This window comes from Mammaliicoccus sp. D-M19, assembly GCF_022386695.1.
In the GTDB taxonomy this organism is placed as follows: domain Bacteria; phylum Bacillota; class Bacilli; order Staphylococcales; family Staphylococcaceae; genus Mammaliicoccus; species Mammaliicoccus sciuri.
Genome location: NZ_JAJNHW010000001.1, coordinates 597,083 through 621,883 on the forward strand (window position 1 = coordinate 597,083; position 24,801 = coordinate 621,883).

Annotated in this window: 32 protein-coding genes and 1 pseudogene; 10 read left to right on the top strand and 23 right to left on the bottom strand. The window is 29.4% G+C overall.

Going from position 1 to position 24,801, the window contains the following annotated elements:
* Positions 1 to 61 precede the first annotated feature (61 nt).
* Complete coding sequence (locus tag LQ675_RS03070; protein ID WP_107610391.1) at positions 62 to 1,021, top strand: arsenic resistance protein; 960 nt, start codon at positions 62 to 64, stop codon at positions 1,019 to 1,021.
* 51 nt (positions 1,022 to 1,072) lie between these two features.
* Here LQ675_RS03070 and LQ675_RS03075 read toward each other — a convergent pair whose 3' ends face one another.
* The 3 genes from LQ675_RS03075 to LQ675_RS03085 form a co-directional block, all read right to left on the bottom strand.
* Entirely contained in the window at positions 1,073 to 2,062 is a 990-nt protein-coding gene (locus LQ675_RS03075) for a LysM peptidoglycan-binding domain-containing protein (protein WP_107602412.1), read from the bottom strand.
* A gap of 137 nt (positions 2,063 to 2,199) precedes the next feature.
* Positions 2,200 to 2,577, bottom strand: coding sequence for a YxeA family protein (locus tag LQ675_RS03080; protein ID WP_158258866.1), 378 nt, complete (start codon positions 2,575 to 2,577; stop codon positions 2,200 to 2,202).
* Between the two features lie 113 nt (positions 2,578 to 2,690).
* Positions 2,691 to 2,951, bottom strand: a complete 261-nt coding sequence (locus tag LQ675_RS03085; RefSeq protein WP_048539876.1) for a hypothetical protein — start codon at positions 2,949 to 2,951, stop codon at positions 2,691 to 2,693.
* Between the two features lie 232 nt (positions 2,952 to 3,183).
* On the opposite strand from LQ675_RS03085, the gene LQ675_RS03090 reads away from it, so the two are divergent.
* The 4 genes from LQ675_RS03090 (at position 3,184) to LQ675_RS03105 (ending at position 5,682) form a co-directional block, all read left to right on the top strand.
* A complete protein-coding gene (locus LQ675_RS03090) occupies positions 3,184 to 3,723 on the top strand; it encodes a GNAT family N-acetyltransferase (protein WP_107602410.1) in 540 nt (179 codons plus the stop codon).
* A gap of 116 nt (positions 3,724 to 3,839) precedes the next feature.
* Positions 3,840 to 5,099 (top strand): Y-family DNA polymerase, encoded by a 1,260-nt coding sequence (locus LQ675_RS03095; RefSeq protein WP_075577756.1) that lies wholly within the window; start codon positions 3,840 to 3,842, stop codon positions 5,097 to 5,099.
* A 20-nt stretch (positions 5,100 to 5,119) separates the two neighbouring features.
* Positions 5,120 to 5,314, top strand: a complete 195-nt coding sequence (locus LQ675_RS03100) for a hypothetical protein (protein WP_048539879.1) — start codon at positions 5,120 to 5,122, stop codon at positions 5,312 to 5,314.
* Between the two features lie 119 nt (positions 5,315 to 5,433).
* Positions 5,434 to 5,682 (top strand): GlsB/YeaQ/YmgE family stress response membrane protein, encoded by a 249-nt coding sequence (locus tag LQ675_RS03105; RefSeq protein ID WP_048539880.1) that lies wholly within the window; start codon positions 5,434 to 5,436, stop codon positions 5,680 to 5,682.
* Between the two features lie 893 nt (positions 5,683 to 6,575).
* Here LQ675_RS03105 and LQ675_RS03110 read toward each other — a convergent pair.
* The 7 genes from LQ675_RS03110 to LQ675_RS03140 all read right to left on the bottom strand — a co-directional run bounded on the left by LQ675_RS03110 (position 6,576) and on the right by LQ675_RS03140 (position 12,379).
* Positions 6,576 to 7,973, bottom strand: a complete 1,398-nt coding sequence (locus LQ675_RS03110) for an MFS transporter (RefSeq protein ID WP_058591585.1) — start codon at positions 7,971 to 7,973, stop codon at positions 6,576 to 6,578.
* Between the two features lie 171 nt (positions 7,974 to 8,144).
* Complete coding sequence (locus LQ675_RS03115; protein ID WP_048539882.1) at positions 8,145 to 9,065, bottom strand: AEC family transporter; 921 nt, start codon at positions 9,063 to 9,065, stop codon at positions 8,145 to 8,147.
* Between the two features lie 129 nt (positions 9,066 to 9,194).
* On the bottom strand, positions 9,195 to 9,671 hold the full coding sequence (locus tag LQ675_RS03120; protein WP_058591587.1) for a GNAT family N-acetyltransferase: 477 nt from the start codon (positions 9,669 to 9,671) through the stop codon (positions 9,195 to 9,197).
* Between the two features lie 11 nt (positions 9,672 to 9,682).
* Positions 9,683 to 10,276 (bottom strand): histidine phosphatase family protein, encoded by a 594-nt coding sequence (locus tag LQ675_RS03125; protein ID WP_075577754.1) that lies wholly within the window; start codon positions 10,274 to 10,276, stop codon positions 9,683 to 9,685.
* A 453-nt stretch (positions 10,277 to 10,729) separates the two neighbouring features.
* The gene (locus LQ675_RS03130; RefSeq protein WP_048539885.1) at positions 10,730 to 11,659 is read right to left on the bottom strand and encodes a thermonuclease family protein; all 930 of its coding nucleotides are present in this window, start codon (positions 11,657 to 11,659) and stop codon (positions 10,730 to 10,732) included.
* A gap of 187 nt (positions 11,660 to 11,846) precedes the next feature.
* Positions 11,847 to 12,005 carry a hypothetical protein gene (locus LQ675_RS03135; protein WP_153653764.1) on the bottom strand — a complete coding sequence of 53 codons (159 nt, stop codon included), beginning with the start codon at positions 12,003 to 12,005 and terminating at the stop codon, positions 11,847 to 11,849.
* Positions 12,006 to 12,025: 20 nt separating this feature from the next.
* Complete coding sequence (locus tag LQ675_RS03140; protein ID WP_048539886.1) at positions 12,026 to 12,379, bottom strand: hypothetical protein; 354 nt, start codon at positions 12,377 to 12,379, stop codon at positions 12,026 to 12,028.
* A gap of 609 nt (positions 12,380 to 12,988) precedes the next feature.
* Here LQ675_RS03140 and LQ675_RS03145 point away from each other — a divergent pair.
* A complete protein-coding gene (locus LQ675_RS03145) occupies positions 12,989 to 13,609 on the top strand; it encodes a LysE family translocator (protein ID WP_048539887.1) in 621 nt (206 codons plus the stop codon).
* A gap of 96 nt (positions 13,610 to 13,705) precedes the next feature.
* Here the strand turns inward: LQ675_RS03145 and LQ675_RS03150 are convergent, their stop codons facing one another.
* The 3 genes from LQ675_RS03150 to LQ675_RS03160 all read right to left on the bottom strand — a co-directional run bounded on the left by LQ675_RS03150 (position 13,706) and on the right by LQ675_RS03160 (position 16,055).
* Positions 13,706 to 14,311 carry a hypothetical protein gene (locus LQ675_RS03150; protein WP_048539888.1) on the bottom strand — a complete coding sequence of 202 codons (606 nt, stop codon included), beginning with the start codon at positions 14,309 to 14,311 and terminating at the stop codon, positions 13,706 to 13,708.
* 102 nt (positions 14,312 to 14,413) lie between these two features.
* Positions 14,414 to 15,085, bottom strand: coding sequence for a hypothetical protein (locus LQ675_RS03155; RefSeq protein ID WP_048539889.1), 672 nt, complete (start codon positions 15,083 to 15,085; stop codon positions 14,414 to 14,416).
* 406 nt (positions 15,086 to 15,491) lie between these two features.
* Positions 15,492 to 16,055, bottom strand: a complete 564-nt coding sequence (locus tag LQ675_RS03160; RefSeq protein ID WP_239726618.1) for a DUF4352 domain-containing protein — start codon at positions 16,053 to 16,055, stop codon at positions 15,492 to 15,494.
* Between the two features lie 490 nt (positions 16,056 to 16,545).
* Here LQ675_RS03160 and LQ675_RS03165 point away from each other — a divergent pair, with 490 nt between their 5' ends.
* Both LQ675_RS03165 and LQ675_RS03170 read left to right on the top strand, forming a co-directional pair.
* Positions 16,546 to 17,043 carry a GNAT family N-acetyltransferase gene (locus LQ675_RS03165; RefSeq protein ID WP_239726617.1) on the top strand — a complete coding sequence of 166 codons (498 nt, stop codon included), beginning with the start codon at positions 16,546 to 16,548 and terminating at the stop codon, positions 17,041 to 17,043.
* Between the two features lie 333 nt (positions 17,044 to 17,376).
* A complete protein-coding gene (locus LQ675_RS03170; protein WP_048539891.1) occupies positions 17,377 to 18,261 on the top strand; it encodes a sulfite exporter TauE/SafE family protein in 885 nt (294 codons plus the stop codon).
* Between the two features lie 417 nt (positions 18,262 to 18,678).
* Here the strand turns inward: LQ675_RS03170 and LQ675_RS03175 are convergent, their stop codons facing one another.
* The 3 genes from LQ675_RS03175 to LQ675_RS03185 all read right to left on the bottom strand — a co-directional run bounded on the left by LQ675_RS03175 (position 18,679) and on the right by LQ675_RS03185 (position 19,779).
* Positions 18,679 to 18,861 carry a hypothetical protein gene (locus LQ675_RS03175; protein WP_048539892.1) on the bottom strand — a complete coding sequence of 61 codons (183 nt, stop codon included), beginning with the start codon at positions 18,859 to 18,861 and terminating at the stop codon, positions 18,679 to 18,681.
* Between the two features lie 171 nt (positions 18,862 to 19,032).
* Positions 19,033 to 19,269 carry a hypothetical protein gene (locus LQ675_RS03180; protein WP_048539893.1) on the bottom strand — a complete coding sequence of 79 codons (237 nt, stop codon included), beginning with the start codon at positions 19,267 to 19,269 and terminating at the stop codon, positions 19,033 to 19,035.
* A gap of 279 nt (positions 19,270 to 19,548) precedes the next feature.
* Positions 19,549 to 19,779, bottom strand: a complete 231-nt coding sequence (locus LQ675_RS03185) for a hypothetical protein (protein ID WP_048539894.1) — start codon at positions 19,777 to 19,779, stop codon at positions 19,549 to 19,551.
* Positions 19,780 to 19,966: 187 nt separating this feature from the next.
* On the opposite strand from LQ675_RS03185, the gene LQ675_RS14965 reads away from it, so the two are divergent.
* A complete protein-coding gene (locus LQ675_RS14965) occupies positions 19,967 to 20,101 on the top strand; it encodes a hypothetical protein (protein ID WP_255209530.1) in 135 nt (44 codons plus the stop codon).
* 204 nt (positions 20,102 to 20,305) lie between these two features.
* On the opposite strand, the gene LQ675_RS03190 is transcribed toward LQ675_RS14965, so the two are convergent.
* Positions 20,306 to 21,163: a PhzF family phenazine biosynthesis protein gene (locus tag LQ675_RS03190; protein ID WP_239726616.1), complete on the bottom strand. Its 858-nt coding sequence runs from the start codon at positions 21,161 to 21,163 to the stop codon at positions 20,306 to 20,308.
* Positions 21,164 to 21,344: 181 nt separating this feature from the next.
* A complete protein-coding gene (locus tag LQ675_RS03195) occupies positions 21,345 to 21,497 on the bottom strand; it encodes an Rv0909 family putative TA system antitoxin (RefSeq protein ID WP_075577747.1) in 153 nt (50 codons plus the stop codon).
* An 812-nt stretch (positions 21,498 to 22,309) separates the two neighbouring features.
* On the opposite strand from LQ675_RS03195, the gene LQ675_RS03200 reads away from it, so the two are divergent.
* Entirely contained in the window at positions 22,310 to 22,651 is a 342-nt protein-coding gene (locus LQ675_RS03200) for a YolD-like family protein (RefSeq protein ID WP_075577746.1), read from the top strand.
* On the opposite strand, the gene LQ675_RS03205 is transcribed toward LQ675_RS03200, so the two are convergent.
* From LQ675_RS03205 to LQ675_RS03225, 5 genes and pseudogenes are all read right to left on the bottom strand, one after another.
* Complete coding sequence (locus tag LQ675_RS03205) at positions 22,652 to 22,792, bottom strand: hypothetical protein (RefSeq protein ID WP_167401695.1); 141 nt, start codon at positions 22,790 to 22,792, stop codon at positions 22,652 to 22,654.
* 221 nt (positions 22,793 to 23,013) lie between these two features.
* Positions 23,014 to 23,190: a hypothetical protein gene (locus LQ675_RS03210; protein ID WP_153653758.1), complete on the bottom strand. Its 177-nt coding sequence runs from the start codon at positions 23,188 to 23,190 to the stop codon at positions 23,014 to 23,016.
* A 132-nt stretch (positions 23,191 to 23,322) separates the two neighbouring features.
* Positions 23,323 to 23,547, bottom strand: coding sequence for a hypothetical protein (locus LQ675_RS03215; RefSeq protein WP_048539896.1), 225 nt, complete (start codon positions 23,545 to 23,547; stop codon positions 23,323 to 23,325).
* 317 nt (positions 23,548 to 23,864) lie between these two features.
* Positions 23,865 to 24,197, bottom strand: coding sequence for an SH3 domain-containing protein (locus tag LQ675_RS03220; RefSeq protein ID WP_269668962.1), 333 nt, complete (start codon positions 24,195 to 24,197; stop codon positions 23,865 to 23,867).
* Positions 24,180 to 24,566: pseudogene (locus tag LQ675_RS03225) on the bottom strand (CHAP domain-containing protein); the annotation flags it as partial. The gene LQ675_RS03220 and the pseudogene LQ675_RS03225, both read right to left, overlap by 18 nt.
* Positions 24,567 to 24,801: the final 235 nt, after the last annotated feature.

A 24,801-nucleotide genomic window follows, 5' to 3' on the forward strand; every position in this document is an offset into this window, starting at 1 on the left:
CAATTGAATTAATTTCTACTTCATACTATGATTTATATTAAGTGGTTTACAGGAGGTTATGATGTCTTACTTGAAATCTTTTTTAGAGGATAAACAAATTTATATATATCTTTTATTTATTATGATGGGCGTGAGTTTCGGTCTATTGTTTGACCGTGCTAGCCTTATTTTTGAACCTTTTATTTCTATTTTAATTGCAATTCTATTGTTTAGTATGTTTGCTCAAATTCCTTTTTTATCTTTACGTCAAAAGGCATTAAATTTTAAATTTCTTGTGGCACTTATTATTTCTAATTTTATTTTTATTCCTATTCTTGTTTTTCTAATTGTCACAGCCTTTCATATTACATCTACACCGCTTCTAATCGGAATTTACTTAGTATTACTGACACCTTGTATTGATTATGTGATTGTTTTTACGAAGTTAGGTCATGGAAATGAAAGCTTTATGTTGATTGCTACACCTATTTTATTTATTTTACAAATCATCTTATTACCGATATATTTTGTAATATTTTTAAACCAAGATTTCTCGGAATACATTGACTTTATACCTTTTATAAAGACTTTTGTATATCTTATTCTGGTACCTTTAATCATAGCTATTTTTATGCAAGTTTTAAGTAAAAAGTCCGCTACTATGTCGAACATTTTATCTTTATCAGAATGGTTGCCTGTTCCTTTTATGGGACTCGTATTAATGACGGTTATAGGCTCTCAAATTTCAAAAATCTTTAATGATTTACACGTCGTATGGATAGTTGTTCCTGTTTACATTTGTTTTATGATTATTGCGCCTTTTATTGGTTATCTTTCTGGTAAAATCTTTGCTTTACCTTCAGACTTAAAACGCACGATTGCTTTTAGTTCTAGCACAAGAAACGCATTAGTTGTCTTGCCATTAGCTTTATCTCTACCAGACAAATGGTCAACAATTGTAACAACTGTTATCATCACACAAACACTTGTCGAGCTTATTGGCGAACTATTCTATATTAAATTGATACCTAAATTTAAATAGAAAAACACCTCTAAAGTTACAGTAACGCTTGCACTTTAGAGGTGTTTTTAATTATTTCAGTTTCAATACTTGTCCTACACTTATATCATTTGAACTTAAATTATTTAATGATTTAAGTTTAGCTACACTTACGCCGCTTCTTTGAGATATATTATACAACGTATCTCCAGAAACAACAGTATGTGTATCGCCTGTAATAGTATCACTTGTTTCATTTAAATCATTATAATGTTTTTGAACGAGACTATAAAATTGATTCATATCGTAGCCCCACTGACTAAAGTAATTGATTGGATCTGTATGATCTGTTCCGCCATAATATTGACTAATGGCATTGTGACTAATAACTGTACCTGTTCCCTCATTATTATCGGCTAATGATGGTTTCAGTCCATTTTGGTGTAACATTTTCGCAGTTAAATATGCTTGATTATTGACCGATTTCGCAAACTGGTCAAATGTACTTGATTGAGCCAATTCTATTTGATAGAAATATGGATTGGCTTTTGCGCCTGCACCCCAAGCTAAATAATCACTAGATGCTGTTTGAACAATTTTACTACTACTTGCATAAGCATGAACAAACGCGCTTTCATAATTGTTATACATGTAATTGATTTCTTCATCTATTGTGCTATCAGGATTAGCTGTTTCATGTATAATCACACCGATAAACTTATCTGATTTATAATCATACTTCGGCAAGCTATCCATTCTAGAATCTTGTGTGATTGTAGACGGCTTAATATTATTTTTAGCAATATAATTATTAACATTTTGATAAGCTTCATTTATATGTTGATTTGATTCTATTTCTGTAGAATTTTCTTCTGCATCTTTATTATGTAATTTGAGATCTTCATCCGTCAGCAAGCCTGTTAATTCTTTAGGGTTCATCTTTTGTGCTTGTTCAAAACTAATCGATTTGCTTGTGTTCTCTGTTTGTTCACTTTGATGTTCTTCTGCATTTACATATCCAACAGATTGAGAAAATAATACACTTGTCGTCAAAATTATTGCTGTTCCAAACTTGTAATTCATTATAATCCCCCTTATATTTTATTTTTATATTGTATTACAAACTATAATTAATTAATATACCTGAAGAATATTTCGTTATATTAAATATTTATTACAAATTAAAAAAGAACGAGATAAATTGATTATCTCGTTCTCATTTATTCTATAGCGTTTAGAGCTTTCTTTGGTATTTCACTTTTATCAACTTCTTCAAATGATTCCACATGTGTCCCTTTATGCTTAATTTTTAAATAGTGATTTGTTTTAAGTTCATCTGATGATATAAATTCCACTTTTGTACGTTTGCCATCTTTATCTACAATATCTTGCTTATATCTTCTAATATTATGTTCTTCAACAGCATCAGGTAGCTTTGTCTTTACATAAGCGTATTTCTCTTTCATAAATGGATTTAATTGATCTGATACACCTTTAATTTCACTTGAGCCAGATGTACTAAATATAACGATTAATAAACAACAACATAAAATAACAAATATAACTAGAAAAACAATACCTTTTAATAAACCTTTCAATGTTATCTCTCCTTTCAAGTAAAATGATAGCATCATATCACTTGAAATAGTCCTAACATTGTTGTCACAACAGGTTTCTAAGCTTACAATTTTGTAAGATTAAGTCTCTCTTATTAAAACACACCTAATATATTTCCAATTAACCCTGCTAGTGTTATTAATACACCTACACCCGATAGAACAGATGTAATAACCGCTTTTCTATTTTTCTTATTGGTTTCATTAATACTTCTTTCAAGGTTGTTCATTGAAATTGTTATTTTGTCTTGAATGATATTTGGCAAATGATCAATCTTATTGTTCAAAGTATCGAAGCGTTCATCAACACGCTTTTCATATTGTTCAAATTCATTTCTCGTAATATATTCTGACATAATGATCACCTCTCTTTTTATATTTTATAATTTATAAATATAATTGTCAAAAACTGTATTTTAAAATTATGCGATGGAAAGTAACCATTTTTTATTAGATTATATTGCTTGGCTACATATTCTTAATAATTCATATAGCTTATTTTCAAAACATAAACTTCAAAGAAATATATTTTTTCCAATTTGCATGATAAAATTATTTTAATTATTTTATACAGAACAGAGGGATAACATGGATGAGAATCGTAAATTATATATTAGACCTATTAAATTAGAAGATTTAAAGAGTATATGGCAGATGGCTTTTAAGTACTCAAATCCTGAATGGAAGTTATGGGATGCGCCTTATTTTCCTCATCATGCTATGTCGTATGATGATTTTTTGCTCCAAAAGGATGATTGGATCAATGTTCCGAATAGATGGGCTGTAATTTACAACGACAAAATTATTGGTACAGTCTCATATTATTGGGAACATGAACCTTCTAAGTGGCTAGAGATGGGTATTTCAATCTATCAATCTGGTAATTGGGGTAAAGGCATTGGCACAAATGTCATGCGTATGTGGATTGATCATTTATTCAATACTTTAGATATTGTTCGCGTCGGTTATACGACTTGGTCAGGGAACAAAGGCATGATTAAAATTGGAGAACGTCTTGGTATGACTATGGAAGCTAGAATTAGAAAAGTAAGATATTATAACGGGACTTATTACGACTCTATTAGAATGGGTCTTTTACGTGAAGAATGGCAAGATTTAAAGTCTTAATCTAGTACATAACAATCATAAAATGATAACATATTGTGCTTTTATACAAGTTTATACTTTACAAAACAGAACATATGTTCGTATAATGAAAGTACAATATGACTAGGGTGATTTTTATGTATGACTACAGTTATTGTCTAAATCGGGATATTTTATGTGTGGATTTAAAGAGTTTCTTTGCGTCTGTCTCATGTATTGAGAAAGGTTTGAACCCGTTAACGACTAAGCTTGCTGTTGTGGCTGATACGAAGCGTAAAGGTTCTGTTGTCCTGGCAGCTACACCACCTTTAAAAGCAATTGGCATTAAAACAGGTTCTCGTTTATTTGAAATACCTCAACGTAAAGATATCTATGTTATTAATCCATCTATGAAGAACTATATACAATTATCAACACAAATTAGCAAAATTGCTTTGGATTATGTTGCACCTGAAGATTTTCATCAATATAGTATTGATGAATTCTTTATGGATGTATCAGAGTCTTATCATTTATTTGCACATTCTCCCTTTTCATTAGCGATGCAACTTCAAGAGCGTATATTTAATTATACTCAAATTCGTAGCACGATTGGTATTGGCTCTAATTTATTACTTGCTAAGCTTTCAATGGATATTGATGCTAAGCATACAAGTCTTGGGATATCAGAATGGCGCTATGAAGATGTGCCGTCTAAAGTTTGGGCCATTCAACCTTTACGAGACATGTGGGGAATCAATCGACGTACAGAAGCTAAGCTTAATAAGAAAGGTATATTTACGATTGGACACTTAGCTAACTATCCTGTGGAATATTTGAAGCGGGACTTTGGCGTTATTGGCGTTGACCTTCATTTGCATGCTAATGGTATTGATGAAAGTGTCATTAGAAATCCTCATCGTATATATGATAAATCTTTAGGTAAGTCCCAAATACTTATGCGTGATTACAGTGTGAATGAACTTAAGACCGTATTAAATGAACAAGTAGATGAAGTTTACTTTCGTTCTAGAAAACTCAATTTATACCCTACACGTATTAGCGTGAGTGTCGGTTATGCAGACGTTGGAGGTGTGCGGAAACAATTTACAAACAAAACGGGATTTATGAATACTTATGTTATCACACAATTATTATGGGATTATTTATCTCAATGGTTAGAACCGGACAGACTTTATAGAACAATGGCTATATCATTTGGTAAATTTATTCCGAACCAAATTAAGCAATTATCTTTATTCGATGATCCGTATCAAATTAAGACAGAGACTCTCGAAAATCATTTAGATTTTATACGTATGAAATATGGTAAGGATGTTGTTATGCGCGGTTCAAGCCTATTAAATAGTGGAACATTATTAGAAAGAAAAGGTTTAATTGCAGGTCATAAAGCTTAATATTTATGGAGTGTATTGTAATGAAAGAACTTAATATAAACTGGGAAGCAGATTTTATTGAATACCAAACTTTATTATATAGTGGAGTCCATCCAGAATGGTTCTATGCTTGTATTAGAAATGATGTATTAGTACCAGCATATACAGGACAAGGCAAACAATATTTTTGGACTAAAGATATCCTCCAAGCTCATAAAATAATACCAATATTTTAAAAAAACAACTATTTACTACAATTATTGTTTAATTTTACCAAATATTTTCTTTATAAGTGTTTAACGTATCTTCACTTTGGATATATATAAAGAAGTGTAAAAATAGGAGGTAATAATATATGGGCTTTATATTAATGTTAATCGTCGGCGGTTTAATCGGCTGGCTAGCAGGAGTTATTTTAGGTAAAGATATTCCAGGCGGTATTATTGGTAACATTATCGCAGGTATTATCGGTTCAGCAATTGGTGGTAAATTATTAGGAGATATGGGACCAGTAATAGGTGGAATTGCAATTATTCCAGCATTAATCGGTTCAATCATCTTAATCTTGATACTTTCATTCATTTTAAAAGCAATTAAAAAATAGAAAGTACAATAAATATAAAGAAGTATATCACTTAATTGATTTCGTGATATACTTCTTTTTTTAATACATATATATCTAACAAATAGAAGCACCACACAAATTTGTGCGGTGCTTATGTCATATACGAATAAATATTTTCAAAACCACTCTAGGTAAATAGCTTTGTAATAATAAAATACCCGATGTATATAAACTCTAAACATTATTTTAATAATAATCTAAAGAAATTCATGAATTTTTAACGTTTATTAGAACCTTTACTAAAAAGATTTCTTATAAGTCTCATGATTAGAACTGTACCAACATATCTTAAAATACGTTTTACTACGTTTCCCATCCTTATCAGCTCCTCTTACTCTATATCATTTACTATTACTTCTTCACTACTTTACCCAATTAAGTCTTTCATTACACATATAATAAAAAGATTTCGTAGTCCCGCCCCGGCAAGGATGACTAGAGTTAAAAAAGCTTGGTACAAGCGTATTTCAATTCAGTCATCTACTGATAAGATACTACAAGAGACTGAGACATTACATTATGTCCCAGTCTTTTTTATATGGAAAAATCAATATAAACGTGAGGTTCTATGTTGCTTGTTTGATGTGTCTTGCAACATACAGAGGCGCCTATTTATCTTGTTTCACATGTCTTGATAAATACGAAGCGTTTATTTATCTTGTTTCGCATGTCTTGATAAATACGAAGCGCCTATTTATCTTGTTTCGCATGTCTTGATAAATACAGGGTCCTCAACATTGCTTGTCACACCTCACTTGCAATATTCAGACCTCCAACATTGCTTGTCACCCTTCACTTGCAATATTTAGCCCTTATTTCTAAAATATGAAAAAGAGTCTAGAACATTTCTGTCCCAGACTCTTTAATATAAATTATGATTTTGTACTTTCGTTATGCCACCATAATGAATCTTTCGGATTTTCTACAGCATGAACAAATTCTTTTTTCGATGCTACAGTTGGATAAGATCCTTTTAATGATTTTTTAGAAGTATCTTCAAATAATGTTAAGACAACGATAAGGCCAATGACACTCACACCTAGTAAGTAGAATGCAGGTGCTAAATTATTACCTGTCACGTGTACTAACCATGAAGCTACTAATGGTGTTGTACCACCAAATAACGAAACTGAAATATTAAATGTCCATGATAATGTTCTATAACGAATATCTGTATGGAACAATGTTGGTAATGAACCTGGCATTGTACCTTCGTAGACTGACAATACGATACCTAACAATAGTAATCCAAGGAATAAGAAACCAAGTCCACCAATATTTAAGAATTGGAATGAAACGACAGATACTAATATACCTAAGATTAAACCGAAAGATATCACTTTCTTATTACCTATTTTATCACCAAGTCTACCAAATGTAAGCGCGAATGGTACCATAATCAGTAATACAACCGCTGTTATCGGCGTACTAATACGATCACTAATACCAACCGTTTCATCTAGGTATGAAGGCATGTAACCTAATAATACATAGTTTGTAATGTTGAAGAAGGCTACAAACACAATACATAATAAGATATCTTTTTTATATTGTTTTATAATTTCAATAACGCTTAGTTGATCTTTTTGATCAGCGATATCATTTTCAAAAATTGGTGTTTCTTCTAAATGTGTTCTCAAGTAAAGACCAATCAATCCAATTGGTGCACTTAAGAAGAATGGAATTCTCCAACCCCAAGAATTCATTTGAGCGTCCGATAGTGTCCAGAATAATACTGTAACAAGGATAGATGCCACAATATAACCAGATAAAGTACCGATTTCTAAACCACTACCTAATCTAATTCTTTTATTATCCGGTGAAGACTCTGCGATATAAACCATCGCACCAGCATATTCCCCACCTACTGAGAAACCTTGTAAAATACGAGCTAGCAATAATAAAATTGGTGCCCAAATTCCGATTTGATCATATGTAGGTAATAGTCCAATAATCAAAGTAGAAATTGCCATCATAATAATTGTAAATGTTAAGACAACTTTTCTACCTAGCTTGTCACCTATTTTACCAAAGACAATGCCGCCCACTGGTCTAAGTAAGAATGCTATCGCAAATGTTGCAAAAGTGAAAATTAATTTTAATTCATCATTTTGAACTGGACTGAAGAAATTCTTACTAATGATAACTGCAAGGTAAGAATATAGAGCAAAGTCAAACCATTCCATTGCATTACCAATACCAGTAGCAAACACACTTTTCTTTGCCATACCGATATCTACGACGTTGATTTTCTTTTTATTAAACTTCAAACGTATACAGCTCCTTTTCATGTTTAAAGAGTATACGCTCACTTTTTTATAGTGTCAACTTAATATTTAAATATAATAATATACACTTTTCATCTAATGGTATACAAATAAAATAATGTCCGCGCTTAAATCATAGTAAGCATGGACATTATAAATTTAAACGATTTTTACTTAAGTAAATAGTATATATGACAAATAAATAACAATTGAAACTGTGACTGAGCTCAATAATGTAGAGAATAATACAATTTGAGCATGTAGTTCTGGCTCCACATCATATTCAAAAGCAATCGTTGATGTATTTCTTGAAGTTGGAAAGGCACTAGCTATAAATAAAGATTGTGCAATAACGCCATCAATATGGAATAAATAAATTAAACTAAGTGCAATAAGCGGTCCAATTATCAACCTACCAATCAACGATCCCATAATTGCTCTATGCAATAATTTCAATTTAATATGCGCTAATTGAGCACCTAATAAAATTAAAGCGATTGGCGCAAAACTATCTGAAATTTGGTGGATAGGAATTAGAAACACTTGAGATAATTTAATATGCCCTACTTGAAATATAATACCTAAAATCAGTGCATGAAAAACAGGTAGCTTCAAAAAAGAAATGACTATATCTTTTAAACTTTTAGTAGTGGAAAGTAAATTATACATACCATAAGAATACGTAAGTAGATTTTGAAAAATAAGCACGAAGATTTGTACCGCAACACCAATAGGATTTTGACTAAAAATTAATTGACTGACCGGCAAACCATAGTTACCAGAATTCATCAAAGAGATACTATTCTTTAAAGCAGCACTCTCACCTTTTTGAAGGTTCAATACTTTAGCAAATAAATTACCAATTAAGATCATAACTAAACTATAAGCTACAATATAGTAAAGAACCTTTAACAGCAAATCCATCTGAATCGTAATATCATAAATATTCGCAAAAACCGCAACAGGCATTAAACAATAAGTAATCAGTGTAGAAAAATGTTTTAAATTAAATGCAAACTTTCTCTGTAGTAAAAAACCAACAAAAATTAAAATAAGAAGCGGCAATAACACTTCCGTTAAAATGAAAACAAACATAATATCCTCTTTCTTTCTATATTTCCTTTATATTCAAACTATCACAAATGAATCATAATAAATATGACAAATTTAGTATTTTGAATGATAAGTTTAAGTTATGAATATAGAAATATAGATAACTAAAGCTTAGGTAGTTTTATTAAATTTTTCCATTCTATAAATACCTTCATCATCTTGAAATTTGATACCATTCTTGAAATCATAACCATACTTTCTATAGAATTCTACTGCTGTAACAGATGCTGGAACCTCTATACGTTGTGCACGTTTATAATAATAGTCATTTTCAAGGGTTTCTATTATAAGCTTACCTATACCTCTTCCTTGATGATCTGGTGATACAAAAATGGTAAACAAGCTACTTTCAGTTTGGCTATCCCAATACGGTCCTATTGCACCTGTTGCTATTATTTGATTATTTTCTTCAAATATATAAAAATTTGTAAAACTTGCTCTTTCAATTATTGCTTCAGGTGTCATGCTACTCACAACTTTTTCAATTTCATCAACAGGTTCGTCTTTTACATTAGTTGTTCTCAATGTGTGAATAATCATTTCACTAACTGCTTTAGCATCTTTTAAATCGAACATTCTAATTTTCATACAATCATCCTTTATATCTCACCAATTTTCTTATATTGAGACAAGTGGTTCACTTGATTACATTCTAATATTTCTACTTTATCGTCTGATATTTTTAATGATGTAATACCACCGTTTGCAAGTTTAATTTTTCCTGTCCCTGTTTCTCCATTTGAATAATGATATAATATGGCATTAATAAAGGCACCATGTGATACGACTACTACATTTTGATTATGATATTTATCATGTATTTCAGCTAATCCTGTTAAAAATCTACGCTCGATGCTAGCCCCATCTTCACTATTAGGATATATTCGATCTGGGAAGCGTTCGAGTTTTTCAGCAAGCGTCATACCTTCAGCGTCACCAAATGATAATTCAATAAACGCTTCTCTTTCAATCAAATCTACATTCAATTGTTCTTGCACAATTTCAGCAGTTTTTTTAGCTCTTTTTAAAGGACTCGTAATAATCAAATCAATTTTTTTATCTTTTAAAGCAGCACCGCTTTCCTTTGCTTGTAATTCACCATTACGATTCAAAGGAATATCTGTTCTACCTTGAGTTCTACCTTCCAAATTCCAATCCGTTTCACCATGTCTTAAAAAATATACATTTGTCATCATTCAAACCTCACATTAAATAATTTAAAATCTATTGTATCACTTATAACGGTACATAACACGCTAAATTTCAGTATATATACATTTATAATTGAAAAGAAAGCTTTCGAATTGGACTTAACATTATTGTATAATATTTCCATATATTACAAACATGATAGCTTCCATCATGGTCAACACCAAACCCCCTTATTCCGTGAAAATAAGGGGGTTTTTTAGTGTGGTTAATTATCTATTATTTCTAATTCTAATGGATACCGTTTCAACAACAATACTAATTAAAGTCATTACGATTAATAGTACAACTAAACTCCAAACATATCCTAATTCCAAATAATTAGTTAAAGTGGTACATCCCCAAATAGCTAAGAAATAGATTAATAACCTTAAGATAAAAAATATAATGTTATTATACATAATGATCTACTTTAACTAAGATACATAAAAATAAATTTAATTTACTTCACATGCAAAGTTATCTTTATCTCTATCTAGTTTAGCATTGTATGCTGGATGTGTGCTTGGTACGCCATTTGGATATACTTTTCTAAGTGCCGTACAGTTTGGATAATATTCTGACCCTGCATTTTGAGAAGTATTATTTGGTGTTTGTGTTGTAGCACTTCCTGCTCCATTTGAACTTTGCGTATTACTTGATGCTGGTTGCTCAGTTGTATGTTGTTGTGTACTTGCTTGATTATCTTCAAATGCACTTCCTAAACTCCAAATACCTAATTTTTCTTCTTTTGCTTTTTCTTGTGCACTTTCTAATTGATCTAAGTATCTTGTATTAGGTGGATATACATATGCTACTTTAGCTAATCCTTCTCTGACCAATATTTCATTAAGCATTTTACCATCTACATATATGTATGCTAAATAACGTTGATATTTATCTGTTTGTCCACCTACATCAAACTCTACTTCAATTTTATTTGCATTAGTTAACAATTCTTTCGTTCTATCTGATGCTTCTTGACCAAATGGCTGTTTACCTAATCTTGGGTGTTTCGTTTCAGGTGTATCAATCAGTAAAAATCTAAATGATTTTTGACTGCCATTATAAATAAATTTCGCAGTATCTCCATCAACTGTACCCGCTAAATCAACTGGAATTCTGTCTGTCGTACCAGGTTTGTATGATTTTTCTTGAGTACTATTTTGACTAGATTTCTCATTATTATTTGAATGTTTCTCGGAATTCTCTACTTTTTCCTTCAGCTTTTTATTTGTCTCTTCTAATTCTTTTTGTTTACTTTTTAATGCTGTATTCTCTTGTTTTACTTTTTCTTTTTCACTATTATCAGTACTTCCATTACTACAACCACTTGCAATGGTTGCTAAGAATAAAATACTTACACATAACAATATAATCTTTTTCATAACACTTACTCCTACTTAAATATTCATTTTACTTATTATACCAAATTTTGAATATTTTATAATTATATTTTGAAATTTCGCTCAATTTAATTAATTTACCTTAAAATATCAAGGTTATTATATGTATTAACAAGGAATATCCAATGGCTATAATCTCAAAAAAATAAAAAACACCTTTACGATGTTTTTAGTCAAATAACCGAAATATGATTCTAAATATCCAGCCTATAGCTCTTGGAATTGTCACGAATATTGCTCTGATAATATCTCCTATATAAAAGAAGCCTTCTAAAAAATCTCCAAAAGATAATTTATCAGCTTTATGTTTTTTATTTTCTTTACCCATATGACGCCTCCTATCTTAATTTATAAATGTACTAAAACAAATTCAACTAGATAATTGATACCTTTTATAAATATATAAAATGCATAAGCCATAGTGCCTAAAATAAATAAAGCAGACATTATTTTAATTTTTTCTCCCTTTTCTCTATAAACAATATGGACAATAATAAACATTGTCATTAAAGAAAGATAAGCAAAAGCCACTGCTGTTAACGTACCTAACGCATTCCTTTTAGTAGGAAAGTGACTCGTAATCCATGTATCATAAAATGCATCTCTAATACCGATATGTTCAGTATAAAGATCAAAGCCTATTCCTAGTAATATCAGTAAACCTTCAAAAATAAATGCCATCAACAAAATGAATGCTTTCATTTAATCACCTTTAGTATTTTAATTAATTCTACAATTAATAAATAACATTAGTTATGGAATAATAGTAATATACTTATGAAATAAGGGCAACATGTCGAAACACATTGCCCTTTGAATATTTTTATTAATTTTTAGATAAGAATGGATATGTAAAATAAAGTAAGGATTTCACATTAATATCTTAACAGTTTATGATAAAATAATGATATTCAAAAAACATTCATTCTGACCAGACTGAGGCACTATGTACTTAATATGTGGCATTACGCTAATACTTATAAGCATTATCATATTTATCTGGGAAGGCAAAAGTTTCTTCAATATATTTATATTTGCTTTAGGAATTTTATTAACTTTAGGTTCTTTGTTAAACCTCCTTTTAAATTTAATATAAAAAACTAGTCATATGATCATAACAAGTTTTACGTACAAATATAAATCTTCTTCAATAGCACCGCTTCTATATCCACCAATATTCATATAACTACTCTCCTAAGATATCCTTTAAATTCAGCGAAAAATACCACTTAATCATAAAATAGTATAGTTATTTTAATATTTCTTTGTTATATTATTTAAAATAAAACATAACTAAGTGGTGTTGCATATATGGATAATTGGTTAAGTTTCGTAGTTATTGCTTTAATGATTATTATTATTCCAGGACCAGATTTCTTCATTGTATTAAATAATACTTTAAAAGGAAATGCTAAAAATGGCATTATGGCAGGTTTAGGTATATCAAGTGCACATGTTTTTTATTCAGCTTTAGCAGCATTTGGATTAATTTTCATATTAACTACATCATATTATGTATTTAGTGCTATCAAAATATTAGGTTCTGTTTATATTGCCTATTTAGGTGTAAAGACCATTTTAAATGCTAAAAAGACTTTTAACATTACAACTGAACCAACAATTCAGTCTAATATTAGTCTGACATCATCATATAAACAAGGGTTTTTAAGTACAATTTTTAATCCGAAAGCAATACTATTTTATGTGAGTATATTACCTCAATTTATTACAAAACAAGACGGATCAATGACAATAATCATTCTATCCACTTTATTTATCATTACAGTATTTGTGTGGTTCTTTATCTGTAGCTTCCTATTTAACTACATAAGACAATTATTTAATAACCATAAATTTAAATCCATCCTCGACTATGCAATAGGCACCGTCTTAATCGGCTTAGCCATCAGCATATTTAGATTGGAAAAATAATTAAAGTCCTGGCTAATAAAATAGCTAGGACTTTTGTTAAATATAAACATTCATTTTATTCTTCAATTACTCTAGTATCTATAGTTAGGAAGATACTTATAATAATATATTATTTTCCTTTTCATAATCTTCAATTTTCTGGCGACTCTCCTCTTCTTTATCTAAAGTAATATGTAATTCAAATGTTTTATTCGTATATTCATCTATGGAAAGATAAGTCTTTACATCGACCCCTGCAAAAACTTTTCTAAACGCATCAATAATCTCCTGATCTGCATCTGTTACAGGTACATTCAGTATCTCAGAATAAGGGTAATAAGGTTCGCTATTGAAATAATCATTTACTAAATCATGTAATACTCTATTACAATAGCTTGGTTGGTTACTTTGGAATTCAATAAAATGTTCTTTTGGGTCAAATAATAAATCATATATTTTTTTGCCTTTTAACATGTGATACAACTCATATAAACAATGATTAGTATTGTTTTTTATTTTCTTTACCCGTTCTTCAGACTTCTCTTTATTAACTCCAAAAAAACTAGTATGCTCTCCATCATTTCGAATCATATGAAAATATGGCTGAAATTCTTTTCTAAAATCTCCATATAAGCCAGATCCAAAGTTCACTTCATATTCATATATATCATAAAACATACAATACCAATCTATATAAAATTCAACATAAGCTTTATTTGTCAAAAGTAGCACCCCCAATAGGTTATCTCATTAAGAGCTATTAATTTATTTCAAACTCGGTCAAAATTAGTAATGATTATTTTTTATGTTTTTTACGAAATCCTGTTATTCATTATCAGCTGAATCATATTCATATCCATATTTTTCAGCATTTCGTTTTCTAATGTCTTCTTTTTCAGCTTCCGTTGCATTATTCCATTCGTCCTGTCCATTAACCCATTCTTCATGTGCAGCTTGTTCTTCAGGAGTTCTGTATACACCATTATTCTCATAATCGTAAGTTTCTTCTTCATCTTCATTAGCTTGTTCATCATAAATAGATTTTTCTTGTCCACTTTCAACTCTTAACGAACTTTCATATGCAGCTTGTGCTGGCCCTTCGAGTACATTGCCTTGAGGGATAACACCATTTGAAACTGCACTATTGTAAGCAATAATTTTCTGCTCTTCAGTATAATTACCATTCAAAATTTGAACTAATGAATTTCTATCAGTTATATTGTTGTAATCAATTGAGCTAGTTAACTCTTGTTCGTTTGAAGATTCTTGTTCATTAGTCATATTTTCCTCAGTAGACTCTTCTTCTGTTTTAGGTTCTGATTCCTTAGTTGTTTCTTTATCTTTCGAATCGTTCTTTTCTTTATCTTCTTTTTTAGTTTCTTTCTTTTCTTTTTTATCTTCTTTTGGTGCAGGATCTAATATTGATTCTTCTTTTTTCTCTCCACATGCGCCTAATACTAGTAATGATGATAATAATAAAACAATTAGCTTTTTCATATTTCTCCCCCTAATATAAGTATATTCTTATTAACTTGATTATAATCTAATTACACTTGATTAGTATATACTTTTTATATTTAATTTTGAGCGTAAATATTTTATTTATTCTTCTACACCTTCCACCTGTCATTTGAAATAGACAACATAAATGAAATATGTTAATTTATATATAGAAAAAGGGCGACACACATATTGTGTATCACCCAAGTGAGCCCGTTAAAAAGACGGTGACTTTGTAAAAATGCTTAAATAACCATCAAACTCGATCAAAGTTAGTGATGGTTATTTTTTTTGGTTTTCTTTAATCATGACTAAAGCAATGACAGTAAAGACTATCATTAAAATCTCATAGTCCGACATGTTATTCCTTTCTATGAGTAACAACTATAACCATAAGCTTCTACTATTGTTCAATATCAGAAGATTCTACAGTATATTTATTAGATGTGTTATTCACCGTAGAAATACTCGAACTATTTATTTCCCATTTTGCTTGAGTCGGCTCAATGTTTGGCATAAAGTTCATTTCCAAAGTATATTTATCATTATCAGGTACATCATATACGATATATCCAGAACCTGTATTGTCTTTATTTAGTTGATGTGAGAAACCAACTGCCCTATCACTATTACCAAACCATTCTTGATAGTTTTCTCCATTAACTTTCATGCTAAAACCATCATTTTGAATTAGTACTTGTGCATCATTATTATTCTTAAATTTGAAATAAACTTTCAAAGCTTTACCATTATTCGGTGGAAAATTTAGATCATCAGTAGGCTTTACAATTTCAGCTTTAACCAATGTTATTTCTACTCCATCATTCTTAACCGTATCAACTAATTCATAAATCTTGTTCGAAATTTCTTTACGAGCTATATGCACTTCCTCTTTTTCATTAATCTCTTCATCTATAGCAAAGAAAAAAAGAATTAAAATCACACCAACAATTGTAATTACAATCATAATTCCACCTAAACAACCTAAAAGTGCGTAAAGCCAACCATTTCCACTTTCAATTCTTTGATTTCACTTATCCATTCCACATTGCTCCTTTACCCTATATACAATCTACAATACCTATTTTTTACAATTTTAATAGCGCTAAATTGTATTTTCAACATTTACTATTCATTATTATTAAAAACATTAAAATTCATTTATAGTCAGTGAATCCCTATTATTTTTCATAAAAAACAACCAATATCACACGATGATATTAGTTGTTTCGTTTCAAACTATTTATTTACATTTTTGAAGGTTTTTAACCTGTCTTAATATATCATTTTCCATTCTCAGTTGTTTGAGTTCTTGTTCCATTTCATTTATTCTCTTTTGTTCTTTAGTTAGATTACATTTAAATAAAGAGAATCCACAAAAATTAATTTCCCTATATATTTGCTAATGATTATAATCATTCGTTAAACTAGAAATAGAAAAATATAGGAGTGTTAATATGAAACTTAGAGCACTAGAAGTTAGTGATTTACCATTTGTCCATAAATTGAATAATGAATATTCAATCATGTCTTATTGGTTTGAAGAGCCTTATGAATCTTTAACGGAACTTCAATATTTATTTGATAAGCATTTATTAGACGAATCCGAAAGACGTTTTATTGTAGAAGATGAAAATCAAGTTGTGGGAATAGTAGAATTAGTCGAAATTAATTATATTCATCGTAATTGTGAAATTCAAATAATTATCAAACCAGAATTTAATGGTAAAGGATATGCTAAATTTGCTTTTGAAAAAGCAACAAGCTATGCATTTGATATATTAAACATGCATAAGATCTATTTATATGTTGATACAGATAATGAAAAAGCAATTCATATATACGAATCTCAAGGTTTCAATATAGAAGGATTACTTAAAGAACAATTTTATACAAAAGGTAAATACAAAGATGCATATATCATGGCATTGTTAAAACATGAATATATTTCGTAGCAACATATGTTTCGTTATAGATAATCATAATGAACAATATGTATAGTAGAAAATTAAAATTTATAATTCTTTTTATCGAAATATTTGTGTTAAATATAATTGTTTCGCCAGACCCCTCTCAACCATTGCGGTTGAGAGGGGTTTTACTATAGTAAATTTAACTGTAAATACATCATACTGTAAATACATCATACTTTAAATAGTTTATAAATATCTACATCTAACATATCTATATTTATTATTGACATAAATATAAATAAAAGATACTATTTATACTAATCCTTAGTAAACAGATAGGATTAATATAATTAATGATTAAATGGAGGCTATTACATGAATAAAATTATTATATTTGCTTTAGCTGGATTTTTAGCAGAATTAGTAGATGGTTCCCTTGGAATGGGATATGGCGCTTCATCTGCATCAGTGTTACTTACATTTGGAGTTGCCCCTGCTATAGCATCAGCAACAGTCCATTTTGCCGAAATTCTTACGACTGCCGCAGCTGGAACATCACATTTAAAGTTTAAAAATGTCCACAAGCCATCAGTCTTGAAACTTGCTATCCCTGGTTCAATTGCTGCATTTATAGGTGCATTCTTTTTAAGTAATATTAATGGTGCTTTCATCAAACCATTTATCTCAATTTTCTTATTATCTTTAGGTATTTATATCATTTACCAATTTCTATTTAAAAATAAACCAGATGAACCAAAAATTACTGGTGTAAAAAAGATATCTAATTTTGTTTTAGTACCACAAGCTGCAGTAGCTGGATTACTTGATTCAATTGGAGGTGGTGGCTGGGGACCCGTAAACACACCTATGTTATTATCAAGTAAAAAAATAGAACCAAGGTACGTTGTTGGTACAGTTTCAGCAAGTGAATTTTTTGTTACCGTAGCCTCTTCGATAGGATTTTTAATATTTTTAGATTGGTCATCAATCAATTGGATTTTAGTATTATCCTTAAGCTTAGGTGGCGTAGTAGCTGCTCCTATATCTGCTTGGTTAGTAAAATCACTTCCAGTTAGTGTCCTTGCAATAGGTGTTGGAGGTCTTATAATATTTACAAATGTAAGTTCATTGGCAAGCTTATATATTAATAATGCACATATTATTTGGTCTATTAAAATAGTGATTATTCTATCTTGGTTATCATTAGTATTGGTAACATTTTATAAAAGTAAATTTAAAAAATTAAACACAAGTACATAAAAATAAGACAAAAACCCCTCTCAACCATTGCGGTTGAGAGGGGTTTTCTGAGGCATAAAGGGTTATAGGCTATATATTGGAGACGGCGTCCTTTTATAGAATATGTAAATGGTAGTAAAACGTTGTAAGTACAACGTTTATAAGAGTTTAACTTTGTAAAGAATATCACTAATCATAACTCAATTGACACTTGAGCGAATAAATTTACTTCAAAAAGCAGAATATTTGTTCGTATAATAAAATTACTAAAAACTATAATTTATATTCTGATCCATTCTTTTTCATAAAAAAATATAATACTTATTATGGTCTGAAAACTACATTTCTAGCGCCCATTTTCTTCTTATGAGCCTTATCTTTATAAAAAATATATTGAGTCATAACAGTTAGTCTATATTTATAACTATTTGCATCTTTTTAAAGAACAGCTTTATAATAAACGGTTCTCGCTGTACTTTGATAAAAGAAATTCGCGATATTAATTACCCATGTATAAGTTCTAGGTACTTTTGTAATTGCTGCTATGGTAATGGCTAATGCACCGATAGTAAGTTTTTTAGCTTTATTACTACCACTCCATGCTTTTCCTGATTGTACCATTTTGCTTTCTTTTTAGCCATCATTACAATATCTTTTTGAGAATTAGTTGTCGAGGTATTTTTTGTATTTATTTCTGGAAAAAACTATCAACTTTTTCTGAATAAATAATTTTACCGTCTTCATTTTTTTGAACTAATGTATCATTTTCAACTGAGTTATAAATTTTTTCAGTTAGATTCTTACTAGAAATATTATTTTTATATATTTTTGTCTCAACGAAGTAATCTCCAGTAAAATCTCTTCACAATATGTTGTTCCATCATCAACATATTGTGAAGAGATTTTATTACCTTGGATATAAGTTTTTTCTTCTATAGGTGTTACCTGAGCTTCTGCACTATGAAATCGCATACTTAAGGTATTTAACAAACCAGAAGTTGCTACGATACTTAGACATAACTTTTTCATTACTATCTTTTCCTTTGTCTAAATTTATCAATATAAATTTGAATAAAAATAAAAACAAAGTAAAGTATCCAGAAAATTACTGTATTTATATTACCTTGAACATAAGAAACTAAAACTAATATCATTAAAATAAGAATTATAATTTTAATAACATTTTTTATTAAAGTACTCATCTTAAAACACCTCCTGAAGCCCTTCTATATTAATCATACATTTTATGTTAATTTCTAAAAATACATAAAAAAAGCCCACCAATTATGGTGGGCTAATCTTTCTAACTTACTCAAATTCCAATGGATCAGGAATATTTATTTCAACTTTTTTATTCGCTGTATCAATAATGATCTCAGTATCATAATTTGTACTAGTAATTGAAATACTATCACCAATTACTTTAAACGATATAGATATTTCACCATCTTGATTAAGAATAAGTGCTTTATTATCACTAGTAAAAAAATCATAATTTCCTTTATAGTTTACTTGAATTTCAAAACCTTTAAAATTCATATGTATTCTCCTTTAAAATTTTATCACATCAACTTTTTACATTATATACCAATTATGCATAAAATGTATATAGCTACAATGAATATTTTAAAATTATAAATAGTTTGTATTATTGAGATATTTTAAAAACCATATTAATCTAATTGATATAGTGTATAATTAACTAACACACTAAGGAGAATATAATATGAAAATTAGTAAGCCACTTAAAGAAACTGGTTGGTCTGAAGATGAGATTAGCAAAAGATTAGATTCGATTATTGAAGAAGAGATAGTAGATGTAAGAGAAATTGAAGATATAGATGAGATATTAGAAGATTAAAAAAGAGGATGCTGCCTGTAGCAGTCTGCCTCTTATATATTTAAACCTCTTCCACCTAATTAAATATATCATAAAACCCCATCACATAAAGTGAAAGGGCAAGTATTGGAAGTTGTATTAAGAAATACTAGCACTAAAAAGTGCTTATATATAGTAATACTACGCTTTTATAAAATAAGCAAATATAATCCTATTCATTAAATTTTAATTCTCTATTCTAATTTTTCCATCAATTACGATTTTTGAAATTCCACCAAGTTTCAATCCATCTTCTTGCCTAATATAAACTCTGCCATTTCGGTTTATACATTCTCCTTGTGAATTGGAGTACTCTTTATTTACTATCAAACCATATAGTTCATTCACTGCTGCAACACACCCATTACCACTTCCACATACAGGATCTTCATTTACGCCTTCGTTAGGTGCAAATGATCGAACTTCAAAAGTTGTATCTTTATCATCTTCGTTTTCACCAAAAATCGTTACACCAGTCGTTCCTTCGTATATGTAATTTTTCATTTGCTCAAAATTAGGTTCAATTCTTTTAACAATACTAGAATTTTTTATATGTAAAGTTAGCCATTCAGCTCCAATGTTAACTTTTTTTGAGTGAATTACATCTTCACCATTTATACCTAAGCTTTCAATTATTCCCTCTAATTGCTTTAGTTCTATATCACTAATTTTTGGTTCAGGTAAGCTAAAATAAGTTTTATCTTCCGTGTAATCTATCTTTACTAAACCAACTCCACATTCTTGTACAAGATAACCTTTGTTTTTAGGTATTAAACCATTTTGTAATGCTGCATAAGAAGACCCAATGGTTGGATGACCGGCAAAAGGCAATTCATTGTTAGGAGTAAAAATCCTTAATTTATAATCTGCATTTTCATCATCAGGCGTACAAACAAAAGTAGTTTCAGATAAATTAGTCCAACTAGCTATATCTTTCATTTGTTCAACCGTTAAGTCATCAGCATCAAAAATCACCGCAACTGGATTTCCCTTAAATGGTTCATTCGGGAATACATCAACTTGCTTAAAACTTAATTGTTTCATATACAACCCTCCAAAATTATTTTAAAGTTAACATAACACAATTTTTATATCACGGTATACTATTGAGACACATATAAAAACAATCCTACCTAGTTTTTTCGCTAGATAGGATTTAAAGTTCTATATAAATGTTAAGTAGAGCTAATTTACCATATACAAATTTACATCGCAAAATTTTGTATTATTTCTTTAATTTATCCATGCCTTTGTCTATATACTTCGAATAGTCTTTTCCACTTTTCTTTTTATACATATCGTTTGCTTTGTGTAATCCTTTTTCAAGTTGACCGTTTTTAACTAATTTATCGAATGTGTTTTTAATTTTATTTTTCACTGTTATCTCCTCATGTTTTCTATAAAATTATATTAGTTTAAAATATACCCCATTATACATAAGAATAAACAATTGTGATTAGTATCACAAATCATTATATATATCACTCAAAATTCTAACATTTATAGAAATTTTTCCTTGCTATCATTATTCCTCCTTATAAGAAAACCTCACGTAGTGGGAGGTTGGTTGGTTAATTCACTAATTCTTCTTAAGTCATTAAACCAATATTAACCCATGATTGATACCTTTCTGCTAGTTGGTCTTTGTCTGCTTCTCCATTTTGAACTCCTTTAGAACTTTCATATGAAGCTTGAGCTGAACCTTCTATTCTTCACTAAAATTTCCATTGTACCCTAGTACACGAAAAGAAATAGTAAAATATTTATAATTGTTACACTCTAAAATCTAATGTGATCTTGGGTGTATTTTTATATGTTGGGGCGTAACTAGGAAGTGAAAAATAAAAAGCCCATAACCACAAGGGTTATAGGCTATATAATGCAGACGGCATCCTTTTTTAGTGTATGTAAATGGTAGTAAAATGTTGTAAGTTTAACGTTTATAAGAATTTAACTTTGTATAGAAATATCACTAATCATAACTAAATTAATATGCGTTTGACACTTGAGCGAATAAATCAACTTTACAAAAAAAGTATCTTTGTTCGAATAATAAAATTACTAATTATACGTAAGATGTTTAAATTGAAAATCATTACTCATAGTATGCCAGAGCCTTATAAGTATGAAACGGATTATCGTAAGATACCTAAAAAGTATTTGAATAGTAATATCCCAGGATGACTTAAGATGATTAAGTGGGTGTCATTCGCGACGATGTCACAACAATATAAAACGATTAACGGTTTTATCGAAGACCAAAACAAAGTAGATAAGCCTGTGTTCGATAAATTAGCTTTACGTGATTTGAACGATGTGTTCGCACAAAAATTATTTTATGATGCACTAGCTACAATTAAGTATTGTGAAGATGGGTATTATAAAACGATTGAATGTGAGATTAATAAGTTAGAGGTGTCAGAGAATGGTAAGAAAGTGTTATTGAGTACAGATATATCACAAGGTGTTACAAAGGGTAATTTCGCTTGCAACTTGAATTTCAAATATAATATAAGTTTAATGATAAATTAATCATTCATTATCTTTCTTAATCGCAAAAACAAGTAAAACTAAAATAGAAACCCACATAAATGGAAAGAATACTGATACAACAAAAAATCCACCTATAATACTTGACCAAACAGAATCAATTTTATATTTACCTAATTTCATAAGCACACCAACCTTGCATTTTTTAAAATAACACCCCACTTATTTGTGAGGTGCAAAGGATTTTTAAATATGAGTTTAAATCTAAAACGGAGATAATAGATTCAAACTATAATTATTGTATCATTAAAATTATTTATTGAAATTAAAAACCTACTTATTTATATAAGCAGGCTCGCAATCATATGTGTTTAATATGTCTAAAGTTAGTTTAACATACTCAATCACACTTTTCTTTTAAAATCAGGACTTTGTATAATAGTGCTTTTTAATTTAGTAATGCAATCTTCTAATATCGCTATTTCTACATCATTATTGAAGTCTCCATTTAATTTTTGATTTAATAATGTAGAAACATACAATAAATCATCACTTAAATCTTGATAGTTAATTTCTTTCATAAAATTGGTCCCTTCAACTATACTTGTATATATTATAGATACAAGTTATAAATACCCACTTCTTCATCTAATAAACAAAAATAATTAGTTAATTTCAGAATGATTCATAATTTAATAACAGAATGACTTATATTAATCTAAAGTTCTCCATCCTATTATTTTATCCACCATCAGAAGTGCTGTTGTATGACTACCATTATCATAATTTTGTTCATCACTGTTTACAAATCTCCCAAATACTAATACAGCTTTCTCCTTAGAATTTTTTATGTTTTTTACTTTATCATATAATTCAGTTAAGTCCTCATTAGCTAAAAAATAATTATTTCCCTTTAAAGCAATCAAAATTTGGCTCATAACACCACTCCCAATTAAAAGATATAATAAGTAGATACCCTATTAACTTTTTTTATAACTTTAATTTCGGAAAATTTCTTTTATGAAATAATTTATTACTTTCATATAGATAACCCTAGCTAGTTTACGACCAGATAGGGTTTTATACTATTTCATTTGTAACCAAAAGGTTGCTATGAATACTATAACAAAAAATAACCCCACTCTGCGTAAAAGAAGTGGAGTTTGTGTGTATGAACTACCTAGTGGTTAAACTAAATAGAGTAAATCTATAATACTACTTTTTACTTGTAGTCTTCAAGTTAAACCATAATAAATTATTTTATTGTACCCCATAACGAACCAACTCCGTGATTTGGTGGATTTACTCCATTCCATGTACGTATTGGGATATAAGTACGTTTGCCTTTACTATCTGTATAACCTACCCAAACATGTCCATCTTGTAAACATACTTCATCATATTTTACAGATTGACCTGAAGTAATACTTCCAGCCTGTGGCATACTTCTAAAAGGACCATCATACCTCTTAATAATTAAAGTGTTAGATGTAAATGTTGCTGACTCTGATTTAAACCAAGTACCATATTGGTTTTGTTGCCAACCACTTGTCGAATTATTATTAAACGTCGGTCTTATAAACCACATTTCTGTATCATAGTTATGATTGACTCTTTGGGCTACTTCGGTTTTGTTTAATCCTCCACCATACCAATTTTGATCTAAGCTTTGGAACTTCAACAAATTACCATCAATATTACCATTCGTCACAATTGAAGTATGACCTGCTCCTTGACCATAATTACTATTAAAAACTGCTAAGTCACCTGGCTGTGCAATAAAACTTGGTGTATTTTTATATACAGTTGCCTCACCATTAAAATTATTTTCAAATGGTATGTCCTTTGCATAAGCGCCTTTTAAACCATGACCATATAAATAGTTCCAATAATAGTTTACTAAATCAAAACATTGCCATCCATAGTATCCATCAAAATCCCAACCTTTACCCTCTAAAGAATTTATGTAACCTATAGCTTGGTTTTTAGTTTTTGATGTTCCACTCGCATATGTATCTACATAAAATCTAGTACTTAAATTACTATTATCATTATTTTGCACAGGAATTTCTGCTGCATTTACTTCAAATAACGTTGAAGACGATAATAAAATAACAAATATAAAACTGAATATTTTAGTTTTCACTTAATTTTGCTCCTTTAAATAAAATTAAGAGAAGCAAAAAATGCTT